The organism is Paenibacillus sp. 2TAF8 (assembly GCF_052114825.1).
Taxonomy (GTDB): domain Bacteria; phylum Bacillota; class Bacilli; order Paenibacillales; family Paenibacillaceae; genus Paenibacillus.
This window is the reverse complement of sequence record NZ_JBFRFN010000004.1, coordinates 138800-158705: the sequence shown is the minus strand read 5'-3', so window position 1 is coordinate 158705 and position 19906 is coordinate 138800. Positions and strand designations below refer to the sequence as shown.

General features: G+C 46.3%; 19 protein-coding genes. 13 read left to right on the top strand and 6 right to left on the bottom strand.

Annotated features, from left to right (window positions below; genetic code table 11):
- Window positions 1-38: 38 nt before the first annotated feature.
- The 5 genes from AB4Z30_RS07985 (at window position 39) to AB4Z30_RS07965 (ending at window position 5203) form a co-directional block, all read left to right on the top strand.
- Window positions 39-1007, top strand: a complete 969-nt coding sequence (locus AB4Z30_RS07985; protein WP_145415292.1) for a LacI family DNA-binding transcriptional regulator — start codon at window positions 39-41, stop codon at window positions 1005-1007.
- 90 nt (window positions 1008-1097) lie between these two features.
- Window positions 1098-2210: a glycoside hydrolase family 88/105 protein gene (locus AB4Z30_RS07980; protein ID WP_441925036.1), complete on the top strand. Its 1113-nt coding sequence runs from the start codon at window positions 1098-1100 to the stop codon at window positions 2208-2210.
- Window positions 2207-3253, top strand: coding sequence for a pectinesterase family protein (locus AB4Z30_RS07975; protein WP_441925034.1), 1047 nt, complete (start codon window positions 2207-2209; stop codon window positions 3251-3253). Before AB4Z30_RS07980 ends, AB4Z30_RS07975 begins: the two co-directional genes overlap by 4 nt.
- A 279-nt stretch (window positions 3254-3532) precedes the next feature.
- The gene (locus AB4Z30_RS07970) at window positions 3533-4888 is read left to right on the top strand and encodes a helix-turn-helix domain-containing protein (protein ID WP_441925032.1); all 1356 of its coding nucleotides are present in this window, start codon (window positions 3533-3535) and stop codon (window positions 4886-4888) included.
- Window positions 4889-5086: 198 nt separating this feature from the next.
- Window positions 5087-5203 (top strand): aspartyl-phosphate phosphatase Spo0E family protein, encoded by a 117-nt coding sequence (locus tag AB4Z30_RS07965; RefSeq protein WP_441925030.1) that lies wholly within the window; start codon window positions 5087-5089, stop codon window positions 5201-5203.
- A gap of 49 nt (window positions 5204-5252) precedes the next feature.
- On the opposite strand, the gene AB4Z30_RS07960 is transcribed toward AB4Z30_RS07965, so the two are convergent.
- A complete protein-coding gene (locus tag AB4Z30_RS07960; protein ID WP_441925360.1) occupies window positions 5253-6095 on the bottom strand; it encodes an aldo/keto reductase in 843 nt (280 codons plus the stop codon).
- A 206-nt stretch (window positions 6096-6301) separates the two neighbouring features.
- Window positions 6302-7522: an MFS transporter gene (locus AB4Z30_RS07955; protein ID WP_441925028.1), complete on the bottom strand. Its 1221-nt coding sequence runs from the start codon at window positions 7520-7522 to the stop codon at window positions 6302-6304.
- Between the two features lie 168 nt (window positions 7523-7690).
- Between AB4Z30_RS07955 and AB4Z30_RS07950 the strand changes: the two genes are divergently transcribed.
- The 3 genes from AB4Z30_RS07950 (at window position 7691) to AB4Z30_RS07940 (ending at window position 9362) form a co-directional block, all read left to right on the top strand.
- Window positions 7691-8089, top strand: a complete 399-nt coding sequence (locus AB4Z30_RS07950; protein ID WP_145333715.1) for a winged helix-turn-helix transcriptional regulator — start codon at window positions 7691-7693, stop codon at window positions 8087-8089.
- Window positions 8086-8763 (top strand): TIGR00266 family protein, encoded by a 678-nt coding sequence (locus tag AB4Z30_RS07945; protein WP_441925026.1) that lies wholly within the window; start codon window positions 8086-8088, stop codon window positions 8761-8763. Before AB4Z30_RS07950 ends, AB4Z30_RS07945 begins: the two co-directional genes overlap by 4 nt.
- A gap of 137 nt (window positions 8764-8900) precedes the next feature.
- Window positions 8901-9362 (top strand): MarR family winged helix-turn-helix transcriptional regulator, encoded by a 462-nt coding sequence (locus AB4Z30_RS07940; protein WP_441925024.1) that lies wholly within the window; start codon window positions 8901-8903, stop codon window positions 9360-9362.
- Window positions 9363-9500: 138 nt separating this feature from the next.
- Here the strand turns inward: AB4Z30_RS07940 and AB4Z30_RS07935 are convergent, their stop codons facing one another.
- Window positions 9501-10475, bottom strand: coding sequence for an aldo/keto reductase (locus tag AB4Z30_RS07935; RefSeq protein WP_441925022.1), 975 nt, complete (start codon window positions 10473-10475; stop codon window positions 9501-9503).
- 112 nt (window positions 10476-10587) lie between these two features.
- Between AB4Z30_RS07935 and AB4Z30_RS07930 the strand changes: the two genes are divergently transcribed.
- The gene (locus tag AB4Z30_RS07930; RefSeq protein ID WP_441925020.1) at window positions 10588-11649 is read left to right on the top strand and encodes an LCP family protein; all 1062 of its coding nucleotides are present in this window, start codon (window positions 10588-10590) and stop codon (window positions 11647-11649) included.
- Window positions 11650-11822: 173 nt separating this feature from the next.
- Here the strand turns inward: AB4Z30_RS07930 and AB4Z30_RS07925 are convergent, their stop codons facing one another.
- Window positions 11823-12413 carry an AAA family ATPase gene (locus AB4Z30_RS07925; protein ID WP_441925018.1) on the bottom strand — a complete coding sequence of 197 codons (591 nt, stop codon included), beginning with the start codon at window positions 12411-12413 and terminating at the stop codon, window positions 11823-11825.
- A 286-nt stretch (window positions 12414-12699) separates the two neighbouring features.
- On the opposite strand from AB4Z30_RS07925, the gene AB4Z30_RS07920 reads away from it, so the two are divergent.
- From AB4Z30_RS07920 to AB4Z30_RS07905, 4 genes are all read left to right on the top strand, one after another.
- Window positions 12700-13497 (top strand): IclR family transcriptional regulator, encoded by a 798-nt coding sequence (locus AB4Z30_RS07920; protein WP_441925016.1) that lies wholly within the window; start codon window positions 12700-12702, stop codon window positions 13495-13497.
- Window positions 13498-13781: 284 nt separating this feature from the next.
- The gene (locus tag AB4Z30_RS07915) at window positions 13782-14426 is read left to right on the top strand and encodes a bifunctional 2-keto-4-hydroxyglutarate aldolase/2-keto-3-deoxy-6-phosphogluconate aldolase (protein ID WP_441925014.1); all 645 of its coding nucleotides are present in this window, start codon (window positions 13782-13784) and stop codon (window positions 14424-14426) included.
- Between the two features lie 293 nt (window positions 14427-14719).
- Window positions 14720-16036: an MFS transporter gene (locus AB4Z30_RS07910; RefSeq protein WP_441925012.1), complete on the top strand. Its 1317-nt coding sequence runs from the start codon at window positions 14720-14722 to the stop codon at window positions 16034-16036.
- 260 nt (window positions 16037-16296) lie between these two features.
- Window positions 16297-18885: a DUF2339 domain-containing protein gene (locus AB4Z30_RS07905; RefSeq protein WP_441925010.1), complete on the top strand. Its 2589-nt coding sequence runs from the start codon at window positions 16297-16299 to the stop codon at window positions 18883-18885.
- Between the two features lie 149 nt (window positions 18886-19034).
- On the opposite strand, the gene AB4Z30_RS07900 is transcribed toward AB4Z30_RS07905, so the two are convergent.
- Window positions 19035-19460 carry a hypothetical protein gene (locus AB4Z30_RS07900; RefSeq protein WP_441925008.1) on the bottom strand — a complete coding sequence of 142 codons (426 nt, stop codon included), beginning with the start codon at window positions 19458-19460 and terminating at the stop codon, window positions 19035-19037.
- Between the two features lie 114 nt (window positions 19461-19574).
- Complete coding sequence (locus AB4Z30_RS07895; protein WP_441925006.1) at window positions 19575-19730, bottom strand: hypothetical protein; 156 nt, start codon at window positions 19728-19730, stop codon at window positions 19575-19577.
- Between the last annotated feature and the right edge of the window lie 176 nt (window positions 19731-19906).

Below are 19906 nucleotides of genomic sequence, written 5' to 3'. Positions count from 1 at the left end.
GAGACAGGTTTCAGGCATATGAGAGGTGTTGATTCAATTTGATTACCATTAAAGATATTGCCAAGCTGGCTGGGGTGAGCTATAGCACGGTATCGAAAGCACTGAATGATGATCCCCGGATCAAACCGGCGACCAAGCAGAAGGTGCTCGCGGTAGCGGAAAAACACCAATACCGGAAAAATATGCTGGCCCGGCAGCTCTCCACCGGCAGAAGCAATATCATCGGTTTTGTGCTGGACGAACTGAGCAATCCATTGTTCTCCAATATATCGGGCAGCCTGCATACCGAGCTGAAGAAGCGAGGATATCAGATGATTCTGGTTGTGGCCGATGACGGGGTGGACGTGTTCAGCCAGCTGCGTGTCGATGGTTGTATCCTGTGGGACTATGCGCTGGACAATCGGGATGCATTTTGGAAAAAATTTGCGACCCTGAACATGCCATGTTTTGTACTCGGTACAGATGAAGCGCCGAACTCTCCTTACATCAAGATTGATCGTAAGGAGGGGCTGTACAAGGCTGTGGAACATCTGAAATCCCTCGGTCACAGCCGAATTGGATTCATCGGTAACTCACAGCATGTGAAGCTGGAAGGTTATCGGGAAGCATTGCAGCGCACAGGACTGACCTTTAATGAGGACGATGTGTTACCCGCGCATTCTTCGTGGGAAGACGGATATTTCGCGATTCGGAACTATACGTTTGGCGCGGAGTCTCCCACGGCATTTATCGGCCTGAACAACCTCGTAACACGGGGAGCACTTCGGGCGTTGCTCGAAGCGGGCTACAGCGTACCGCGTGATATCTCGATTATCGGTTATGACGATCTGCCGGATATGCAATATGCCGAAGTGGCATTGACCACCATTGGTCCACCGCTGGATGAACTGGCCGCTCAGGCGGCAGAGCTCATCGTATCCCTGATTCGTGACGAGCAAGTGGATGTGCCGGTAATTATCCAGCCGAAGCTGAATCTGCGTAATTCAACAGCAACGTGCCGGCAGTAATGCCGGCTTTAATAGAAAAGCGAGTGTAGCGAGTAACAATAGAAGCGCAGATAGAAAATAAACCAATACAAACTTCTAGGAGGTACCGCGATGCAGGTACAGACGCAGTTATCCTGGTCTGAGCGAATTGCAGCTACGATTATGCAGCAATGTAACGAGGATGGCTTTCATGCGTTCCCTTCGGGACGATGGGCATATGTAGAGGGCATGACGTTAATGGCTATGGCACGAACAGGAGAAGAATACGGCAAGCAGGAATATATCGATTTTATGAAAAGACATATGGATCTGTATGTGCAGCCAGACGGCTCCATCGGTACGTATTCTCTGGAAGAATATAATCTGGATCAGATTAACCAAGGGAAGAACCTGTTTGCATTACTGGATGATGCCAAGGATGGGCGCTACGCAGAAGCTGCTCATCTGCTCGCAGCGCAGCTTGCAGGGCAGCCTCGTACATCCGAGGGCGGATTCTGGCACAAAAAAATCTATCCGTTTCAGATGTGGCTGGATGGACTGTACATGTCTTCACCATTTCTCTCCCAATATGCGAAGGCGTTCCAGCGTCCAGAGTTATTTGATGAGGTAGCTCATCAAATTTTGTTGGTCGAGCGCCAGACACGTGATCCGCGTACCGGATTGCTGTACCATGGATGGGACGAATCAAAGGAGCAGATCTGGGCAGATTCCCTGACCGGATGCTCACCACATTTCTGGAGCCGGGCGATGGGCTGGTACGCCATGGCAATCGTGGATAGTGTGGAGCATTTCCCGCTAAATCACCCTAAACGGGGCACGATCATTGGTATATTTGAGCGGATGTGTAACGCCTTGGTACGTGTACAGGAGCAGGAGAGCGGACTATGGTTCCAGGTGCTGGATCAAGGATTCCGCAAAGGAAACTACTTGGAAGCTTCGGGCTCAAGTATGTTTGTCTACGCAATTGCCAAGGGCGTGCGATTGCGTTATCTGGAACCTCACTTCAGAACTGCGGCCGAAAAAGGGTGGCAAGGACTTACGTCCAAGTTGATGGAGGAGACTACGGAAGGTGTGAGATTGAACGGCATCTGTCACGGAGCAGGATTGAGTCTGGATCGTGATGGCTCGTACGGCTACTATGTCAGCGAGGCAATTGTAAGCGATTCCTTTATGGGTGTTGCTCCGTTGTTGCTGGCCGCACTGGAAATGGAGCGTTTGCCATGACGGAGCAGCGCTCGGCGGCGGATCTCGTGTTGGAGTCATCTGCTCCCTGTATTACGGTTGCTTCTGACGGGTCAGGAGATTATACAACTATTCAGGCGGCAGTGGATAATCATCCAGATCATGGTACTCGCGGCCTTCCGATTCGAGTGAAGGCAGGCGTGTATTATGAGAAGCTGCACATGGATAAGCCGGGCATCCATCTGATTGGTGAGGGCGCCGAGCAGACGATCATCACCTATGATGACCATGCACTCAAACGATTTCCCGACGGTTCACAGTATCATACATTCCATTCGTACACGGCGTTTGTCGGGGCTGATGATTTCAAGGCAGAAGGTATCTCTTTCGTGAATTCGGCTGGGCCAGGCAACGAGGTAGGACAGGCGCTAGCGATATATGTTGATGGGGATCGTGCTGTGTTCCGCGGATGCCGTTTTATCGGTCATCAGGATACGATCTTTACTGGACCGCTGCCGGAGCAACCGCTGGATCGCAGTTATTTCGGCGGGCCGCGTGACGGTGCTGAGCGCAGGAAGTTAAGACAGTACTTCGAGGATTGTTATATCGAAGGGGATATCGACTTTATTTTTGGCTCGGCTACGGTTGTGTTCAAGGGTTGTGAGATCTTCACGAAGAGTCGCCTGACAGAAGCTGAGGTTGCGGAAGGACATGTGAATGGCTGGATTACGGCGGCCTCTACACCAGAAGATGTTCGTTACGGTTATGTGTTTATCGAATGTGATCTGACCAGCAATGCCCCTCCGCAATCGGTGTATCTGGGCAGGCCGTGGCGAAATCATTCCAAAGTCTGTTTCCTGAACTGCTGGCTCGGTGCGCATGTGAAACAGGAAGGCTGGCATAACTGGAACAAGGTTGAAGCGGAAACCACGGTTAATTATGCAGAATATAAAAGTGCCGGGCCTGGGGCCGGACGTGCAGATGTGCGCGTGCCCTGGTCTCACATACTGACGGAAGAAGAAGCAACCGAGTATACGTTGTCCCTCGTTCTGTCGGGGGAGGATGGCTGGAATCCATGTGAATAAGTGGGGGCAACGAAGCTATTTTGGCAAATTGAGCAGAGGCTGTGTCTAAATTCGATCAGGAATTTAAACACAGCCTCTTTGGTGCTTGCTAGCGAAAATATTGAGTGGTTTTTTCCCCAAGATGCAGTATAACTCAACAGGTAGACCTATCCATTTATGTGGCACCTCATTTTTGAAGATTTCTTAGTAGAACACATCTTGCTGTTGACCAAAAGTTGAGTGTTAACTAGTATCGTTATATAGGATTTATCCTATTATTTGTATGTTTGTGGGGTGAGCATGATGGATTGGACTAATTCAATTCGAGAAAAGTTGATGCAGCATTTAAAGGATAATCGGATCAAACATTCCCACTTTGCTGTGGCATCAGGTATAAATTCAGGAACGCTCAGCCGAATATTACAAGGGAATAAACCTATATCTATGAAGCAACTTATAGCAATTACCGCTGGGATGGGATTGCCTGAAGATTACTTTTTTGATGATTATATAAACGAGTGTTTTTCATTTTCAATTTCCATCAGGCGCATACGGCCGTTTATATTTCGTTGTGCTGATTTCAATCGGCTTGGTTGTATTCAACAAGTCACGAATCGTATATTAGAAGATCTTTCTTATGTTCCAGTATTATTTGATATAGCTGAAGAATTGTTCAACACGGACAAGCATGCAGCTGCAGAGATTTTATACAGAGGAGTGTGTGAAGCGGAAAAGTATCAGCATTCTGAACGTCTTGCACATTGCCACTATCGTTTGTTTTTGATTGATTTAGGGGATGACATTGATAAAAATGTACGAGCTGCAACTCAGTTTGAGACATACGTGAATCGTCTGGATGAAACGGATCAACTAGCAGCATTAAAGCATTTGATGCATGTTTTCGGAATGGCTCATAAGTGGGACAAGGTTGATACTTTAGCCAAAGAGCTGCATCGAATTGCAACGATACAATATGAATTGTGCTACCGTTCTGCTCGTCCATCAGAAGTAAAGAAGGGAACGGAACGACCGATTTATTACTATATTTTATATGCATATTTGGCTCAAGCTACAGCAAGTGAAAAGTGCGGTGATTTCAAACGAGCACTGGAAATTGTAGGTTTGTATGACCATGGTGAACGCTGGATTCGAGAGAAAGACGAGGAAGCTGAGCAGATTATCGGACAATTTTCGGAGTGGGCTGCTGCCAATACTTATCTGTATCGTCTGATGTCAGGAGAAGTGCACGTGTTAGATGAATATGCTGATTATATAGCAACCCGTGAAGGTGAAATATTCATCGCTCTGTGGCATATGATCCGAGCTGCGAATATATATCATATCAATATTGACAACGTCTTGGAACGCTTTGCAGGATATATACCCTATCAATCGGGAGAAGCTGAGTTTGGCGAGTATAAACCGAATATAATAAAAGAAAAATACATTCAGTTTTTAGGTGATTTGGCCGTTTATCGTTTCAATGAGGGTAAGGATTTCCATTCTGCTACAGAGCTTATGTTAGAAGGTTTGAATCTATCAATAGCAATGGGGAGTAGTCGAATTATTAATTCCTGTTTGGCTATTTTTGAAAAAATCAGAGAGCATTCAGAGATCCATAAAGCTACGAATAGTATAGAAAATAAAGTTATTTAAAGATTACAGTCCAATCAAAGCGTTTCCTAATTAGAGAAGCGCTTATTTTAAATCTGAATACACCTCATTTTGTGCCTTTAAATTATTATTCTATAATCTGACATCAAACTCTAAAATATTATAGGGGGCTGATTTTGATGAGGAGAAGCCTGCTTATACAGTTGAAATTGGAGCAAGCCAGAAGTCGCTTGTACGAACTTGCGAAGGAGTAACGGGTTTCTACATCCTGAAGTCATCGAACAGTCGGTAATTCTGGATAAACTAATTAACCAGTTTAACAATAAACAAGAGACCAGAAACAAAGCCGATCGTTGAGAAATCGGCTTTGTTTGGTCGGTTAGTGATGTTATTTGATACTATCGAATCAAAAATCAAAGTTGTCCGGGTCAGGGCCAACACGTACATTTTCGTTCAAAGAGTTAATACGTTGCATCTCTTCCGTAGACAACTCAAAGTTAAAGATATCTGCATTTTCGATAATTCGCGGTTCCTTGGTCGATTTCGGGATGGTCACAACACCATTTTGCAGATCCCAGCGCAGGATAACCTGAGCGACCGATTTGCTTTTGGATGCAGCGATCTCTGCCAATACGGGATTGTCCAGCAGTTCACCCTGCATTAGCGGTGACCAGGCTTCAAGCTGAATGCCATGCTGCTTACAAAATGCTTTTAGATCTTCTTGCGTTAGACGCGGGTGGTACTCAACCTGGTTGACCATCGGTTTCACTTGTGCATCCTGCATCAAATCTTGCAGGTGATGAATCTGAAAGTTGCTCACGCCAATTGCACGAACCCGGCCTGCTGCGTACAATTCTTCCATGGCCTTCCATGCACCTTTGTACTTGCCGGCTTTGGGCCAGTGAATCAGGTACAGATCTAGGACATCCAGTCCAAGTTTGTTCATCGTTGTATCAAATGCGGCCAATGTCTCAGTATATCCGAGGTCTGCATTCCAAACTTTGGAGGTGATAAACAGGTCTTCGCGCTTTAATTCGTTTTCCTGTAGCGCTTCCGCAATGGCTTGTCCTACTCCTGCTTCATTACCATAGATTGCTGCTGTGTCGATACTGCGGTAACCGTGCTTGATCGCACTTTTTACCGCTTGGATCAGTTCGGATCCTTCTTCGACTTTGAATACGCCTAGGCCAAACCAAGGCATGTGAACACCGTTATGCAATGTAGTTGTCGATTGTAAGTTTTTTGCTATTTTCATGTGAAATCCCCCTTGAGAGTTGTATATATTTACATTAAAAGTGAAATTGCCAACAATTCATGATGCAAAATTAAATCACACTAGTTCAAATAACGTCCAACCTATATAGTTACGTATATAGTCTGACGATATATAATATGAGACCAGAGATGGATCTTAACGGTCTACGATCTATAACGAGGAAGGACTTTTCTTCTAGATTACACCTTAACAACGTTTGTATCCAACCTGTCTGAGTTTGTGGCAACTTGCTGTTCAAGATGTTGCGCCCATATCGTCAGGATTGCCGCAATGAGCACCATTAATGCACCGACCCAGGTGGTGTGAATCAAACCGATGGAGTCATTCACGACGCCGCCCAGATAGGCACCTATAGCAATACCTCCGTTAAACGCGGCGATGTTGAAGGCAGACGCGACATCTTTGGCTTGTGGTGCAAACCTTTCTGCAAGTGTAACCACAACCACTTGAAGGCCAGGTACATTCATGAAAGCGAGCAACCCCATGCCCATAATGGTCACGAGTGCGGCCCATTTGAATGGAACGGTAAAATACAGGATACCAAGAATGATCGTTTGCACAACGAACATGACAAGAAGCGACTTCAATGGATTGCGGTTGGCTGCTTTACCGCCGATCATGTTACCAATGGCAATGGCCACACCGTACAACAGCAGAATGAAAGCAATCGTTTGATCCGAATAACCGCTAATGTCGTGCAATAGCGGAGACAAGTATGTGAACACAACAAATGTGCCTCCGTATCCTACAGCTGTGATGATAAAAGCAAGCATCAAACGGCCGCCCGTTACGAGTTTCACCTGATCTCGAAAGGCTGTACGTATGCCACGTTGTAACGTTGAGGGCACAAGCAAGAGGTTAGCGATCAAGGCAAGAATGCCAACAGCTGCAATCAGGATAAAGGCAGCACGCCAGCCAACATGTTGGCCTACGAATGTACCAATAGGCACACCCGTTACCGTTGCAATGGTCAGACCCGAGAACATCGTGGCAATAGCACTTGCTCTGCGGTCAGCGGGTACCAAGTCAGCTGCTATGGTAGAGCCAATCGACATGAACAAGCCATGTGCGAGAGCGGATATCACCCGTGCGATAAGAAGCACAGTAATCCCGGTGGATAAGGATGCCAGGGTATTGCCGGCTATAAAAACCATCATGATGGYGAGCAGCAATGTTTTGCGTGATATAGCAGACGTCAGTGATGTCAGGATCGGTGCGCCGAACATGACACCCAGAGCATATATGGTAACGGTCAGCCCCGCTGAAGATACACTGATATGAAGATCATTTGCGATCAAGGGCAAGAGTCCTACACTGATAAACTCTGTTGTACCGATGGCAAAAGCGCTGATGGCTAATGCCAGTAGCGCCCAAGTGCTGTGTTTTGTCTCATGATGCATGTCCTGTTCAACTCCTAGAATGTAGATTTGCTTACCGGCAAATGCTATTATGAATTATTCGGTATAACATGAACAGTACGTACTTTTTAGTACCCTACGTACTTTTTGGTGCCTATACTTTAGCATGAACGGAAGCAAATCATAGATGCGTCAGGGAGGAAGACAATCATGGAGCGCAAAAAATATAATATCTCGGTCGAAGCAACGCTGGAGGTTATTGGCGGCAAATGGAAATGTGTTATTCTTTGTCACCTGACACATGGAAAGAAACGAACTAGTGATCTCAAGCGTATTATGCCCGCAATCACCCAGAAAATGTTGACTCAGCAGTTACGGGAGCTGGAGAATGACGGTATTGTAAAACGAATTGTATACAATCAGGTGCCACCCAAGGTAGAGTATGAATTAAGTGAATACGGGCGGAGTCTGGAACCGATTCTGACCGCACTATGTAATTGGGGTGACCAGCACATCATCAAGGAATACGGCGACAAAGCAGCCATGCTGGAAGATAACGGACTTAACGACTTTACTACTGACAATGACAGGGAGCTGATGAAACCGTGAAATACGAAATTCTATACGATGGTGCATTTGCTATGCTCAAGGTAGAGTTACAGCGTGGGGAACGTTTCAAGGCTGAAAGTGGAGCCATGGTGTCCATGTCACCTACTGTCGAACTCAAAGGGTCAGCAGAAGGCGGTATGTTTGCTGGATTTGGCCGTATGCTGAGTGGAGAGAAATTTTTCTTTCAGGAATTAACGGCAGCTGGGGGAAGCGCTGAGATTCTATTATCTCCAACGACCTTGGGCAGTGTAGAGGCTGTAGAACTAGATGGATCGTACTCTCTCTATGTGCAGAAAGACGGATTCCTGGCAGGAACAGAAGGTATTCAGGTGAATACCAAAATGCAGAATCTGAAAAAGGGCCTCTTTTCCGGAGAAGGCTTCTTTATTATTGAGATCAGTGGACGAGGCACGGTGTTTCTATCCTCATATGGTGCGATACATCCGATACAGCTGGCCGCTGGCGAAGAGATCATTGTGGACAATGCTCATCTGGTAGCTTGGCCTCATTACGTCGATTATCGCATCGAAAAAGCATCCCAAGGCTGGTTGTCCAGTGTGACAAGTGGCGAAGGGTTGGTCTGTCGTTTCCGCGGAGAGGGCACGATCTTGATCCAGAGTCGAAATCCACAGGGATTTGGACATTGGGTGAAACAGTTTATTCCCACACGATAAATAAAATTAATTTTTCATATATGAAATTAAAGATGCAACGGATGTGTGTTTCGAAGCGTTATTATAACAGTTTCATTATACGCCAGATGATACATACATCTCTGCTGCACTAGATCGTACATCACGGAGGTAGAACAATGAAAAGCTCACGATACTCGAATCCGCAAGATAGTCCAGGGTACCTGTTATGGCAAGTAACAACGATGTGGCAGAAGGAAGTACGCAGGGTGTTAGAACCGCTTGATCTGACACAGCCGCAATTTATTTTATTGCATACATGTCTATGGCTTAATGAACGTGACTCGGAAGGCAAGGGAGTCACCCAGGTACAGATTGCTCATTTTGCCAATGTAGATGTTAATGTTACTTCCCAAGTGCTGCGAGCCCTTGAAAAAAGAGGTTACGTTAAGCGTGAGCGTCATCAGACGGATACACGGGCGAACATCATTACGACAACGCCGGAAGGAACAAAGCTGGCGATTGAGGGAATGAATCTCGTGGAGGAATCAGATAAAAACTTTTTCGAGCTTCTCGCGGATCGTAAAGATGGTTATATGGAAATCATGCAGGAATTTATTCGGAAAAGAATGGATCATTAATACGAAATACTACTGTGATTCATCAGCGGCTTCCGTTTGCATGAAGTGAATTCATCATATATCTTGCGCGAAAAATGACGAAAAATGGATAAACCTCCCTAACCGTGTAAGGTTGGAAGGTTTATTTGTCATTGGAATCTAATCCAGTCTGTAGGATGCGAATGGCTGGCCATGACGGAAATTCTCGCTGAGCTGATCCAGTTCAGTCAGCAATTCTTCTGAAAGCTTTAGATCAAGGCTAGCCAGATTGTGCTCCAGTTGCTCTGTCTGCGTTGCTCCCACGATTACAGTTGATACTGCCGGACGAGTTAGCAGCCAGGCGAGTGACAGTGTACTTGGAGAGCAACCGGCAACCTCAGCCGTGGCACTTACCTGCTCGCTCAGCTGGATATTGTGCTCCAGCAAGAAGCGGTTGAACGACGGGTCTGTATCTGCTCTGGAGCCAGAAGGTATACTGGCTTGTCCATTGTATTTACCCGTCAGGATACCGCCAGCCAGTGGGAAATACGGGATAATGCCGACACCTTGATCGAGACACATCGGAACGAGTTCGTTCTCAGGTGTGCGGTCGGCGAGCGAGTAGCTGGTTTGCGTGGATATATACTGCGCATATCCGCGCATCTCGCTGATGCCGAGGGCTTTCATCAGCTCCCAGGCGGCGTAGTTGGAGGCGCCGATGTAGCGCACTTTGCCGGACGTGATCATATCGTCCAGCGTGCGCAGCGTTTCATCCAGCGGGGTATGCGGGTCAAAGGTATGGATCTGGTACAGATCAACATAGTCCGTTTGCAGACGCCGCAGGCTATGTTCCAGCTCTTGCTGCAGATGGTAGCGCGAGGAACCGCGCCCATGCGGACCATCATGCCGGGGCAAGCCGGCTTTGGTAGCAAGCACCGCGTTTTCCCGCCGACCGGTCAGTGCCTGTCCGATAATTCGTTCTGATTCGGTGCCAGCATAGATGTTGGCGGTGTCAATAAAGTTGATGCCATGGTCCAGTGCTGCATGAAGAATGCGGGTCGAAGTAGCCTGATCTGCTCTTTTGCCAAAAGCATTTGTGCCCAGTCCCAGTGCCGATACACGCAGACCGCTGTTGCCTAAACGTCGATATTCCATCTCTCATCGCTCCTTCTATGTCCAGTATTTGTATAGCCGATTATAACGTAATCTATTGAAAACGTGTTATTAATATAGTTAAATGAATGAAGAAACCGCAATTAAAGGAGATATGATGGAAAACAGTGCTGCACATTTAACCAGACGGAAGCCGAAGAAACCGAAGAAAAGTTGGAAAAAGCCACTCATCATAACTCTTAGCATACTAATTGTGCTGGGAGGACTCGGGTTTATTTTTCAAAAGGAAGTTGTGAGGTTGGCCTTTAATATGTTCGCCTCGGGTACGGTAAAGGAAGCATTGGACAAATCGTATAAAGCTGTTGGTAACGAAGAGGCTCAAATCGTGGAGCATACCGACCCGTTCTCAATACTGCTACTGGGTATCGATCAGCGCGATAATGAACCAAGCCGTTCAGACACCATTATCTATTCTGTCGTGCGTCCAAAGGATAATAAGGTGCTGCTGCTTTCTATCCCACGTGACTCCTACACCGAAATTGTGGGTCGTGATGTGAAATCTAAAATTAACTCGGCCTATGCTCACGGCGAAGCCAAGATGGCCATTGATACGGTGGAGAAGCTGCTGGAGAACAAAGTAGATTTCTATGCGGCGATTAACTTTCACGGGTTGAAGGACATCGTAGACGCGGTTGGCGGCGTTGAGTTGCCGATCAAGAAAAACATAGAGAACAAACTTAAGATCCATGAGAAGTTATTCGTAGAGGCTAACAAACCGATCTATAACGGCGAAGAGGCACTTGCATATGTGCGTTATCGCGAGGATTCTGATTTTAACCGCACGATGCGTCATCGGATATTTCTGAGTGCGTTCATGAATCGTGCGCTGGAGGTCAAAAATCTGACCAAAATTCCGGACGTCATTACTATTGCCGGGTCCAATTTTACAACGAATATGAAATCAGATTTTATCGTAAATTTTGCCGAAGCTTTATATATGAAAGACAGCATTCCAACCATCAGCAACTATATGCTGAAAGGCGACGGAGCGATGCGCAGCGGTACGTGGTACTACGATCTGTCTGATGAAGACCTGACCTATGTGCGAGGTATGATTGCCAGCTGGTTAGATCCTAACACAACGCAATTGATTGAACCGGAATCGACGGATGAAAGTGGCACAGTAGAAAAAAGCAATAAAGCAGATAAAAACTAGGTTTGCAGCGATGTGGAGCAGTGGGGCTCCGCACTTTGCTGATGATAAAATAAAAAACACCAAAGTACACAGCAGGGCAGTTGCTCTCTGTGTACTTTTTTTGCTTGTCGTATAGGTATGGATATAGGCGTTTATACCGGTGTCAAACCATTTGTTTCGCCTAGATTAATCCCTCAAGAACCAAGTGAGGTTACAGCTAAGGGCAGCTGTGAAGTCAGCTGATCCAGATCCAAATTTTCTGAAGTGTTATCAACAGAGATCAGCTGTATATTTTTCCACGTACAGACGTTGGATTTCAATCCTTGCACAAAAGTATCCCAATGCTCGAGCTTCCATCTGTCCCTCTCCAACCCTCGAATTCGCAAGCGCTGTTCAAGCACATCCATATTTACATCGACCCGGAGCACAACAGGAAAGACTTGATCCCACCCGTATTTGTGAACCAACTCATCAATGTAACCGCTTTTATGAAAATAACCAACAAAAGGCGCATCGAGAATAACCGATCTGCCCAGTTGCAGATTATCGTTGGCTACGTTCAGTAGCGTTTCGTACTCTAGATCCATCACGATATCGCGGTAATAGCTGTTGCCGTCACGATCATGAGGAGAATACCCTTGCGTTTCCAGAAGTTTTCCTGTAAACGTGTTACACAAAACATCTTTATCCAAGTAACAAAACTGATGCTCGGTGGCTAGTCTTTTGCCAATGGTTGATTTACCTGAGCCAGCGGAGCCAATTAGAAAAATCAGTACAGGTTTCATGTGCTTCCCCCTACAGATTATCAGGATCATATAGATCATGAATAGATTTCATTTTTCTTATAGTTCATATATGCGAACTTAATTCGTGTTGGTGAACATTTGCTTCTAGAGTAAACTGTTTCTTGCGGAAAAACAATCCCTTTTGGGGAAAAAGATTTCAGAAAAAATTTTCGGGAAAGCGGTTGATATTTTTTGAGTGGCTGATCTATAATGAGGGCATCGTTCGGTGATGTGAAATAAGTTCACATATGCGAACTTCGACGTCGAAGAATTTGAAGGAGATAACATGGACAATATTCGCATGAATAAATCTGCGGAGCGTGTAGCAGATTTACTCGTATTATTTGCCAAGAGTGGCGCTCCGTTAACACTGAATGAAATATGCAAACAGATGAACATGCCCAAGAGCAGCGGGTTTGAACTCGTGCAGACGCTGCTGCACAAAGGGTTTATCGAAATGGACGATGCACGTCTCAAGACATATCGCCTGGGTATTGCGGTGTTTGAGACAGGTATGGCTTATTTGTCCAATATGGGAGTTCCCCATATGGCCCGGCCTTTGCTTCAGGAATTGAATCGTCAGACAGGCAGTACGGCTTTTCTTGGCATTGAAGACAAGGGAAGAATTGTATATCTGGACAAAGCGGAGAGTTATTCAGTGATGCGTCCAACGGCCAAGCTAGGCTCTCGCCGATATATGCATACTACCGGACTGGGCAAGGCGTTGCTTGCAGCTCTTCCGACTAGCAAGGTGATGGAGATTTTGGGGGAAGGCGAGATCCCTTCGCGCACATCTTACTCCAAAGTGAAGGTTTCCGATATTTTGCAGGACATGCAGGAGATTCGTGAGCGCGGTTACTCTATCGATGACCGTGAGGATCATCTGGAGATGTACTGCATCGGGTCTGCTGTCTATGATCAGTGGGACGAGCCAGTGGCTGCGATCAGCGTGGCTAGTATGTATTCTGGCATGACCCCGGAACGTGAGGCTAGCATTGTAAAGCTGGTTAAAGAAGCAGCATGGAAGCTCTCAGGTCAACTGGGCTACAGCGGTGATCGCTTGTATCCGCATAGACAGGAGTAAGCCGATGTGAAGCGAAGGACAAAGAAACTATATAAGTTGAACTATTCATTTACAGGTTAACGGAGAGGATAGAAAAAACCTGAAAAAGCGTAGCGGTCGCCTGAAAGCTTTCTGCAAGAAAGCTGCATCGGAAGCATACGCTGTTCACCGGATTTTCCCCTTTGGAAAGGGAATCAAAAAATCTGGGGATAACCGCTACTCTCCAGGTTATTCTGTCATCGGAGTGGATTGTGTAAAGTCTTTAGTCAACTTATATAGACATATGAGTTAAGGGGGATACAGATATGTGGCGTAAGCTGGAGAACTTGAACACCATTGCCGAAACCGGCATTGTACTGATTATTCGATCAGAAAGTGAAGAAGAGGCACTATCCGTTGCAGAAGCTGCAATTGCAGGAGGGATCCGGGCACTTGAAATTACGATGAGCGTACCGGGAGCACTCGATGTTATTAAGGTTTTATCACGTAAATATGCTTCCCAAGGTATTTTGATCGGTGCAGGTACAATTCTCGATGGGGAAACGGCACGAGCTGCTATACTGGCTGGAGCAGAGATGCTGGTGAGTCCTCAACTCAACCCTGATATGATCAAGGTGGCTAACCGTTACCAGGCAGTAACCGTTAGCGGGGCGTTCACTGCCAAGGAGATTGTAGAGACGCTTGAAGCGGGAGCGGATATCGTGAAGCTGTTCCCGGCAGAAGCTGTAGGACCGCAGTATGTAAAAGCGATGTCTGCGCCTCTGCCTCAAGCTGCAATTGCGCCTACGGGTGGAGTTACGCCGCAAAATGTGAATGAGTGGCTTGCGGCTGGTTGTGTTGGCGTTGGTGTCGGCAGTTATATCACCAAAGCAGCCAAGGATTCAGGTGATTATGGACGAGTAACGAAGGCTGCTGAAGAGTTTCTGCAGGCGGTAGCTGCTGCGCGTTAATTAACCCAAGCAGATCGGGTAACCCATGCATATGTAAATGGAGTTCACAGCGACCAGGGCTTTGCACTACGCTGGTCGTTGTGAGTATGCAGGGGGACAAAGGTCTGGAGTATGTTGGGACAACCGTAGAGATATAGAGCGTTTTTACCCAGTTATGAAAACGTATACTTCAGTAAAATCTTCTCCTTAATAGGGGAAGAGTAGGGCTTGTTCAAACCTTTAATTTCCATATTTATTCATTATATATAATTTGAGTAATTTAATATTTATGTATGTTGAGGAGAGTGACTTCCATGGCAACATTAAAACCATCACCATCCCCTGCTTCGGTAACTCAAGCGCCGAAAGTAGGTTTGAGATGGGGCATCATTTTATTATTGCTCCTAGGTGCGGTTGTAAACTATTTGGACAGATCCAATCTAAGTATTGCAAATACAACGATAGCAGCGGAATTCGGGCTGTCTTCCACACAGATGGGTTTGCTGTTATCCGCCTTTTTATGGCCTTATGCATTGGCGAATCTGCCAGCCGGCTGGCTCGTGGACAAATTTGGACCTAAAAAGATGTTTACCTGGGCGTCTGGACTGTGGTCTACGGCCACCATATTGAGTGCTTTTACCAATACGTACTCCCTGTTATACGCGATGCGTATGCTGCTTGGTGTATCTGAATCTCCTTTCTTCACCTCCGGTCTGAAGGTAACCGAGCGCTGGTTTGCCAAGAGTGAGCGGGGACTGCCTACCTCGATTATTAACACGGGTTCACAGATTGCGAATGCGATCGCACCGCCGCTTTTGACGGTTCTCATGTTAACGATGACGTGGAGAGGGATGTTTATTTTTGTCGGTGTCATTGGTCTGATTATTATGCTGATCTGGCTCAAAGTGTATCGTGATCCGACATTTGCCGAAAAACAGCTGATCAAAGGGCCGGAGGCTTCGGCTGAACAGAGCACAAGTACGGAAAAAGCAAAAACTGCTGATGCTCCCAAAGCAAACTGGGGTTCTTTGTTCAAACATAAAAGCACCTGGTTTATGATCATCGGAAACTTCGGTATTATGTTTACGATCTGGGTATACCTGACATGGCTTCCAAGCTATCTGGAGAAGGAGCAGGGCTTTACGCTGAAGGAGACGGGCTGGATTGCCTCGATTCCGTTTGTAGCCGGAATTATCGGCGTGTTACTGGGCGGATTAATCTCGGACTTTTTCATTCGAAAAGGAGTAAATGTAGTGACCTCACGTAAGGTTCCTATCGTTGGTGGAGCTATTCTGGCCGCAGCGTCGGTAGCACCTATCCCATTCATCGACAGTACGGTTGTGAGCATCGTTTTATTGTCTGTTGGTTACTTTGCTTCGCAACTGCCATCAGGTGTCATATGGACACTGGCTGCAGACATTGCTCCAGGTGAACAAGTAGCCTCCTTGGGTGCAATACAGAACTTTGGAGGATTCCTTGGTGCTGCGCTTGCTCCTGTTGTAACCGGATACATCTTGGACACGACAGGCAGCTTTAATAATGTATTTTTGCTGGGCGCAGGTTTGCTGCTTCTGGGTGCATTGTCCTACGGTGTATTTTTGAAAAACCCCATCCCTAAACCGACCCATTGAGTCGTTTAATCATAATGGCGTTCTATAATTACCTTCTATAGTATAGTTCGATCGTTTTTTTGATATCTCCACCTTACTTTTATAAATTAAGCATCAGCATCTTCTGACATCTGTGATATCGCAGACCTGGAGTGCTGGTGTTTTTTTTTGTAGCGGTTTAGAACTGTATCAGGTGGAAAGTTATCATGAAAACGTCAATTTATGACATAAGTATAGTAAAATATAGGAAAACATCTTATGACAACCAATGGAGGAAGTCCATGAAGGAATTTAAGGATCGGCTTAGGCAGGTTCAGGAGCAGCAAAGGCAGCTCGCCAAGGACTATCAGGCCCTGCTTCAGGAGTATCAATCCGATGACCTCACGGTTCGTAATGAACAGTTGCTGGAACAGACGCAAGCTCAGCAGCTTAGGCTACAACAACTGGAGCATCGTGCACGCCAGATGGAAGAGGAAAATGCACGCCTTCGCACGGCCTTGTCCGAACAGATGCTGGACGAGAAGCTGAATCTGATAAGGGTATCCCGGGAGAAAATGGAGACGTATTTTCAAGGAAAAACAGCAGTACATAATGACCATATCAGTGATTTAGAGTATCGCACCAAATCTAATCTGAATACTCTCTTCAATGAGGCTTCCCAGCATCTGCAGGAGGATGCGACTGAAATGAAGGAACGTATTGCCTACCTGGCAACGGAGGTGAAATCTCGGATTGAATCGCACAAGCAGGCTGTGTGGGAGAGAGCCGAGGCTGTGCGCGGACAGATGCAACATGGCTATGACCATATGGCAGAGGAGGAACTGAGTGAGGAAACCATTCAGCGCCGGATCAAGCAGAATCGGATGGAGATGCGCATTGGTCTCAGTTGGATTAACAAAGTAGCCATCCTGCTTCTCATCCTGGGGGTGGGTGCAGCCTTCAGATACTCCTATTCAACATGGTTTAGCGACGAGATGAAAGGTGCGGGTTTCTTTCTACTCGGTGCGCTGATGTTAGCTGGTGGGGAGTGGCTGTTCCGCCGGAAACAAAAAACATTTGCAATGGGACTGCTGGGGGGAGGAATCTCCGTACTGTTTGGTTCGATTTTCTATAGTTACTTCCTGTTGCATATTATCGGGTTATATACAGGCCTGGGTCTATCCGTTCTGGTGTCGGCTGTATCCGTGTTGTTGTCGTTGCGTTATCAGTCCAAGACAATCTGTTCCTTTGGTCTAGTGGGTGGATATTTACCATTCTTCTCATACCTATTCACGTTTGGGTTCGAGGGCACAGCGGTCTATACCGCGATGATTTACCTGTTGTTGCTAAATGGCATCATTGTATTCATTTCCTTTGGGCAGCGCTGGCCGATAGTGCACTATATTAGCTTCCTTTTCCATGCGCCGTCGATGCTGATTCTACTTTGGTTATCGCCAAGTGAGCAGGTGGGCATGTTGTATTCTGTCGTGACATTTGCCTTGTACCTGGGTATTACACTCGCCTATCCATTTAAACATCGGGTGAAGCTGACCTGGTGGGATTTTGCTTTACTTGCCATGAATACGAGCTTAAGCTGTCTCGTCTTGTATGTACTGCTCGATGCAGCCGGCTGGAATGATGCGCAGGGATTGCTTGCTGTTATTTTTGCACTCGTATATCTTGGACTTGCGCGGTTTGTTCAGCGTTATATGGCACAGGAGAAACAGACGATTCTGCTGTTCTATCTTACGTCGCTCACCTTCACGATTTTGCTCATCCCGTTCCAGTTTGGTTCGAGATGGCTGTCAATGGGCTGGTTGATTGAAGGCGTGTTGCTCGTGACGTTTGGACATTTCAGAAAATTCAAGGCAGTCGAGCGTGCGGGCTGGGGCATCGTGCTTCTATGTATTACAATCTTTGTGCAGTATGATCTGTTGTCGTTGTTCTTTGTGGGGGAACACTCGTACTTCATGTTAAAATACTCCAGCCTTACGCTGGGAACCCTACTCATTACGCTTTATTATGCTTGGGCGCTGCGCGGAAACGCCTCCGAAGGAATGGGAAGAAGACTTAGCTACGCCCCGTGGGAGCGCAGTTTCCTGGAAGGTTTCAGGTATGTGACCCTTGTGAATGTATGGTTATATGTGCTCTATGAATCGAACGAACTGTATGTCAGGGCTTTTGATGAAACGTTCCTGTTATATATGTTCTACAAGCTGCTTATGTTTGCGGCGCTAACGATTGCTCTGGCGTATGGACTGGGCAAAGTGAAGTTGCTTCGTGATCCGTTCCTGCGGGGATATACACTCTTCCTGCATGGCGTTGGGTGCTGTATTGCACTGGCGGTAACCTTGACGATGCCTGCATTGCAGCCAGGTGTGGAGCAGCATACGGCGGCCGAGATTGTCGGACTGGTTGTCCTGATTATTTTCAACGTGGGTGTATTCTTCGCGGGGCGAGACCTGCTAATCGCGGGAATACGTGGTCAGTTCAAAAGTGTCGAGTGGTATCCCGTTATTGCGGCGATCTACTTGCTCGGCGTTATCACCGTGTTCCTGACCATTCAGTTCCAGTGGGGCGACGTGGGGCTGATGTTCAGCTTGATCTATCTGGTGCTGGCGATTCTCTATATCGCGTATGGATTCCGTCGAAAATACGTCATGATTCGGCGCCTCGGTCTGGGTCTGACGTTGTTCGCCACAGGCAAGATGGTGTTCTACGATGTGAGTTTGCTGACCGCAGGCAGCAAAATCTTTGCGTATTTCAGCTTTGGTCTGCTGCTGTTGGGCATCTCTTACCTATATCAGAAGGTATCTAGCCGGATGGAGGAGATTCAGGCGAGGGAAAGTGCAGTGAAGGCCGAGGGTGAGTCGGACGAGGAGAAGCACTGATGTAAGCCTATAGCGACTGTCGTAATAACTTATGTTAGAAGAAGGCTGTGCTTAGTAAACTATATACTTCGTTAAATGTTGTAGGAGACTCTGGAATTGAGGCAATTTCAGAGTCTTTCTTATGGAAGTCGTTTTACATATGCTAAAAGTTATTTCAGTGTTTTGTACAGCTCAGTCATCAGGTTCGCCAGTTCGCTATGTGGCTCGATTGGATGATGATTTATATTAGTAGGTACCATATAAAATAGAACCTCCTCTTGTTTAAACAACGTCACATGAAACAGAACCCCTGTTGTATCTTCCTGAAGTGGATTCAGGACGATTTTTAAATGCCGTACCTTTTCAATCCAGTCCTGAATTAGTTGGGGATCGGTAGTCATTTTTCTAGAACCATCACTACCACTCATGATTTCGATTGAATCCGCTTCATTGATGTTGCCTGGAAAGAAGGACTCGAGTTCTCTTGGTGTTTTATTGATTTCCGCTTGATTGGTCTGATCAGAGTTTTGACAGCTGCTGAGAATCAAAGCGGTAAAAAGAGCGCATGTGATAGCATGAATGATATTTCTTTTCACCGTAATTCCTCCCCTTAATCTGAAATGAAGGACGTACTTGGAAATGTTTCGTATAGATGACATTCGTGAAACGTTTTGCACGTGAGTCACGTTTATAATAGAGTAGCGGCCGCTTTAGGGCTGATTTTTCATTCGTAACCAAGAGATCTCGGAGGCCGATGTCCCCTCTGGTGATACACCGCTATCGTCACTCACACGAGATAGTACGGTTAGAGTGATGGATAAAGCGAAGGCAAGCAGTACGTATATCAAAATGGTTTTTTTCTTCATAAGAAATACCTCTCTTGTTAAATAAGCTAAAGCCGTCCGTCAGGCCGTTATGAGAAAAAAAGCACAACGTCTGGTATAGTAATAGAATGAGTAATGTGTATTTAAGTCTGTTGAAGTCTATGGTGTTCCTGTATATCACTATATGAAATGGCAGACATGCAAACAATGGAGCAAAT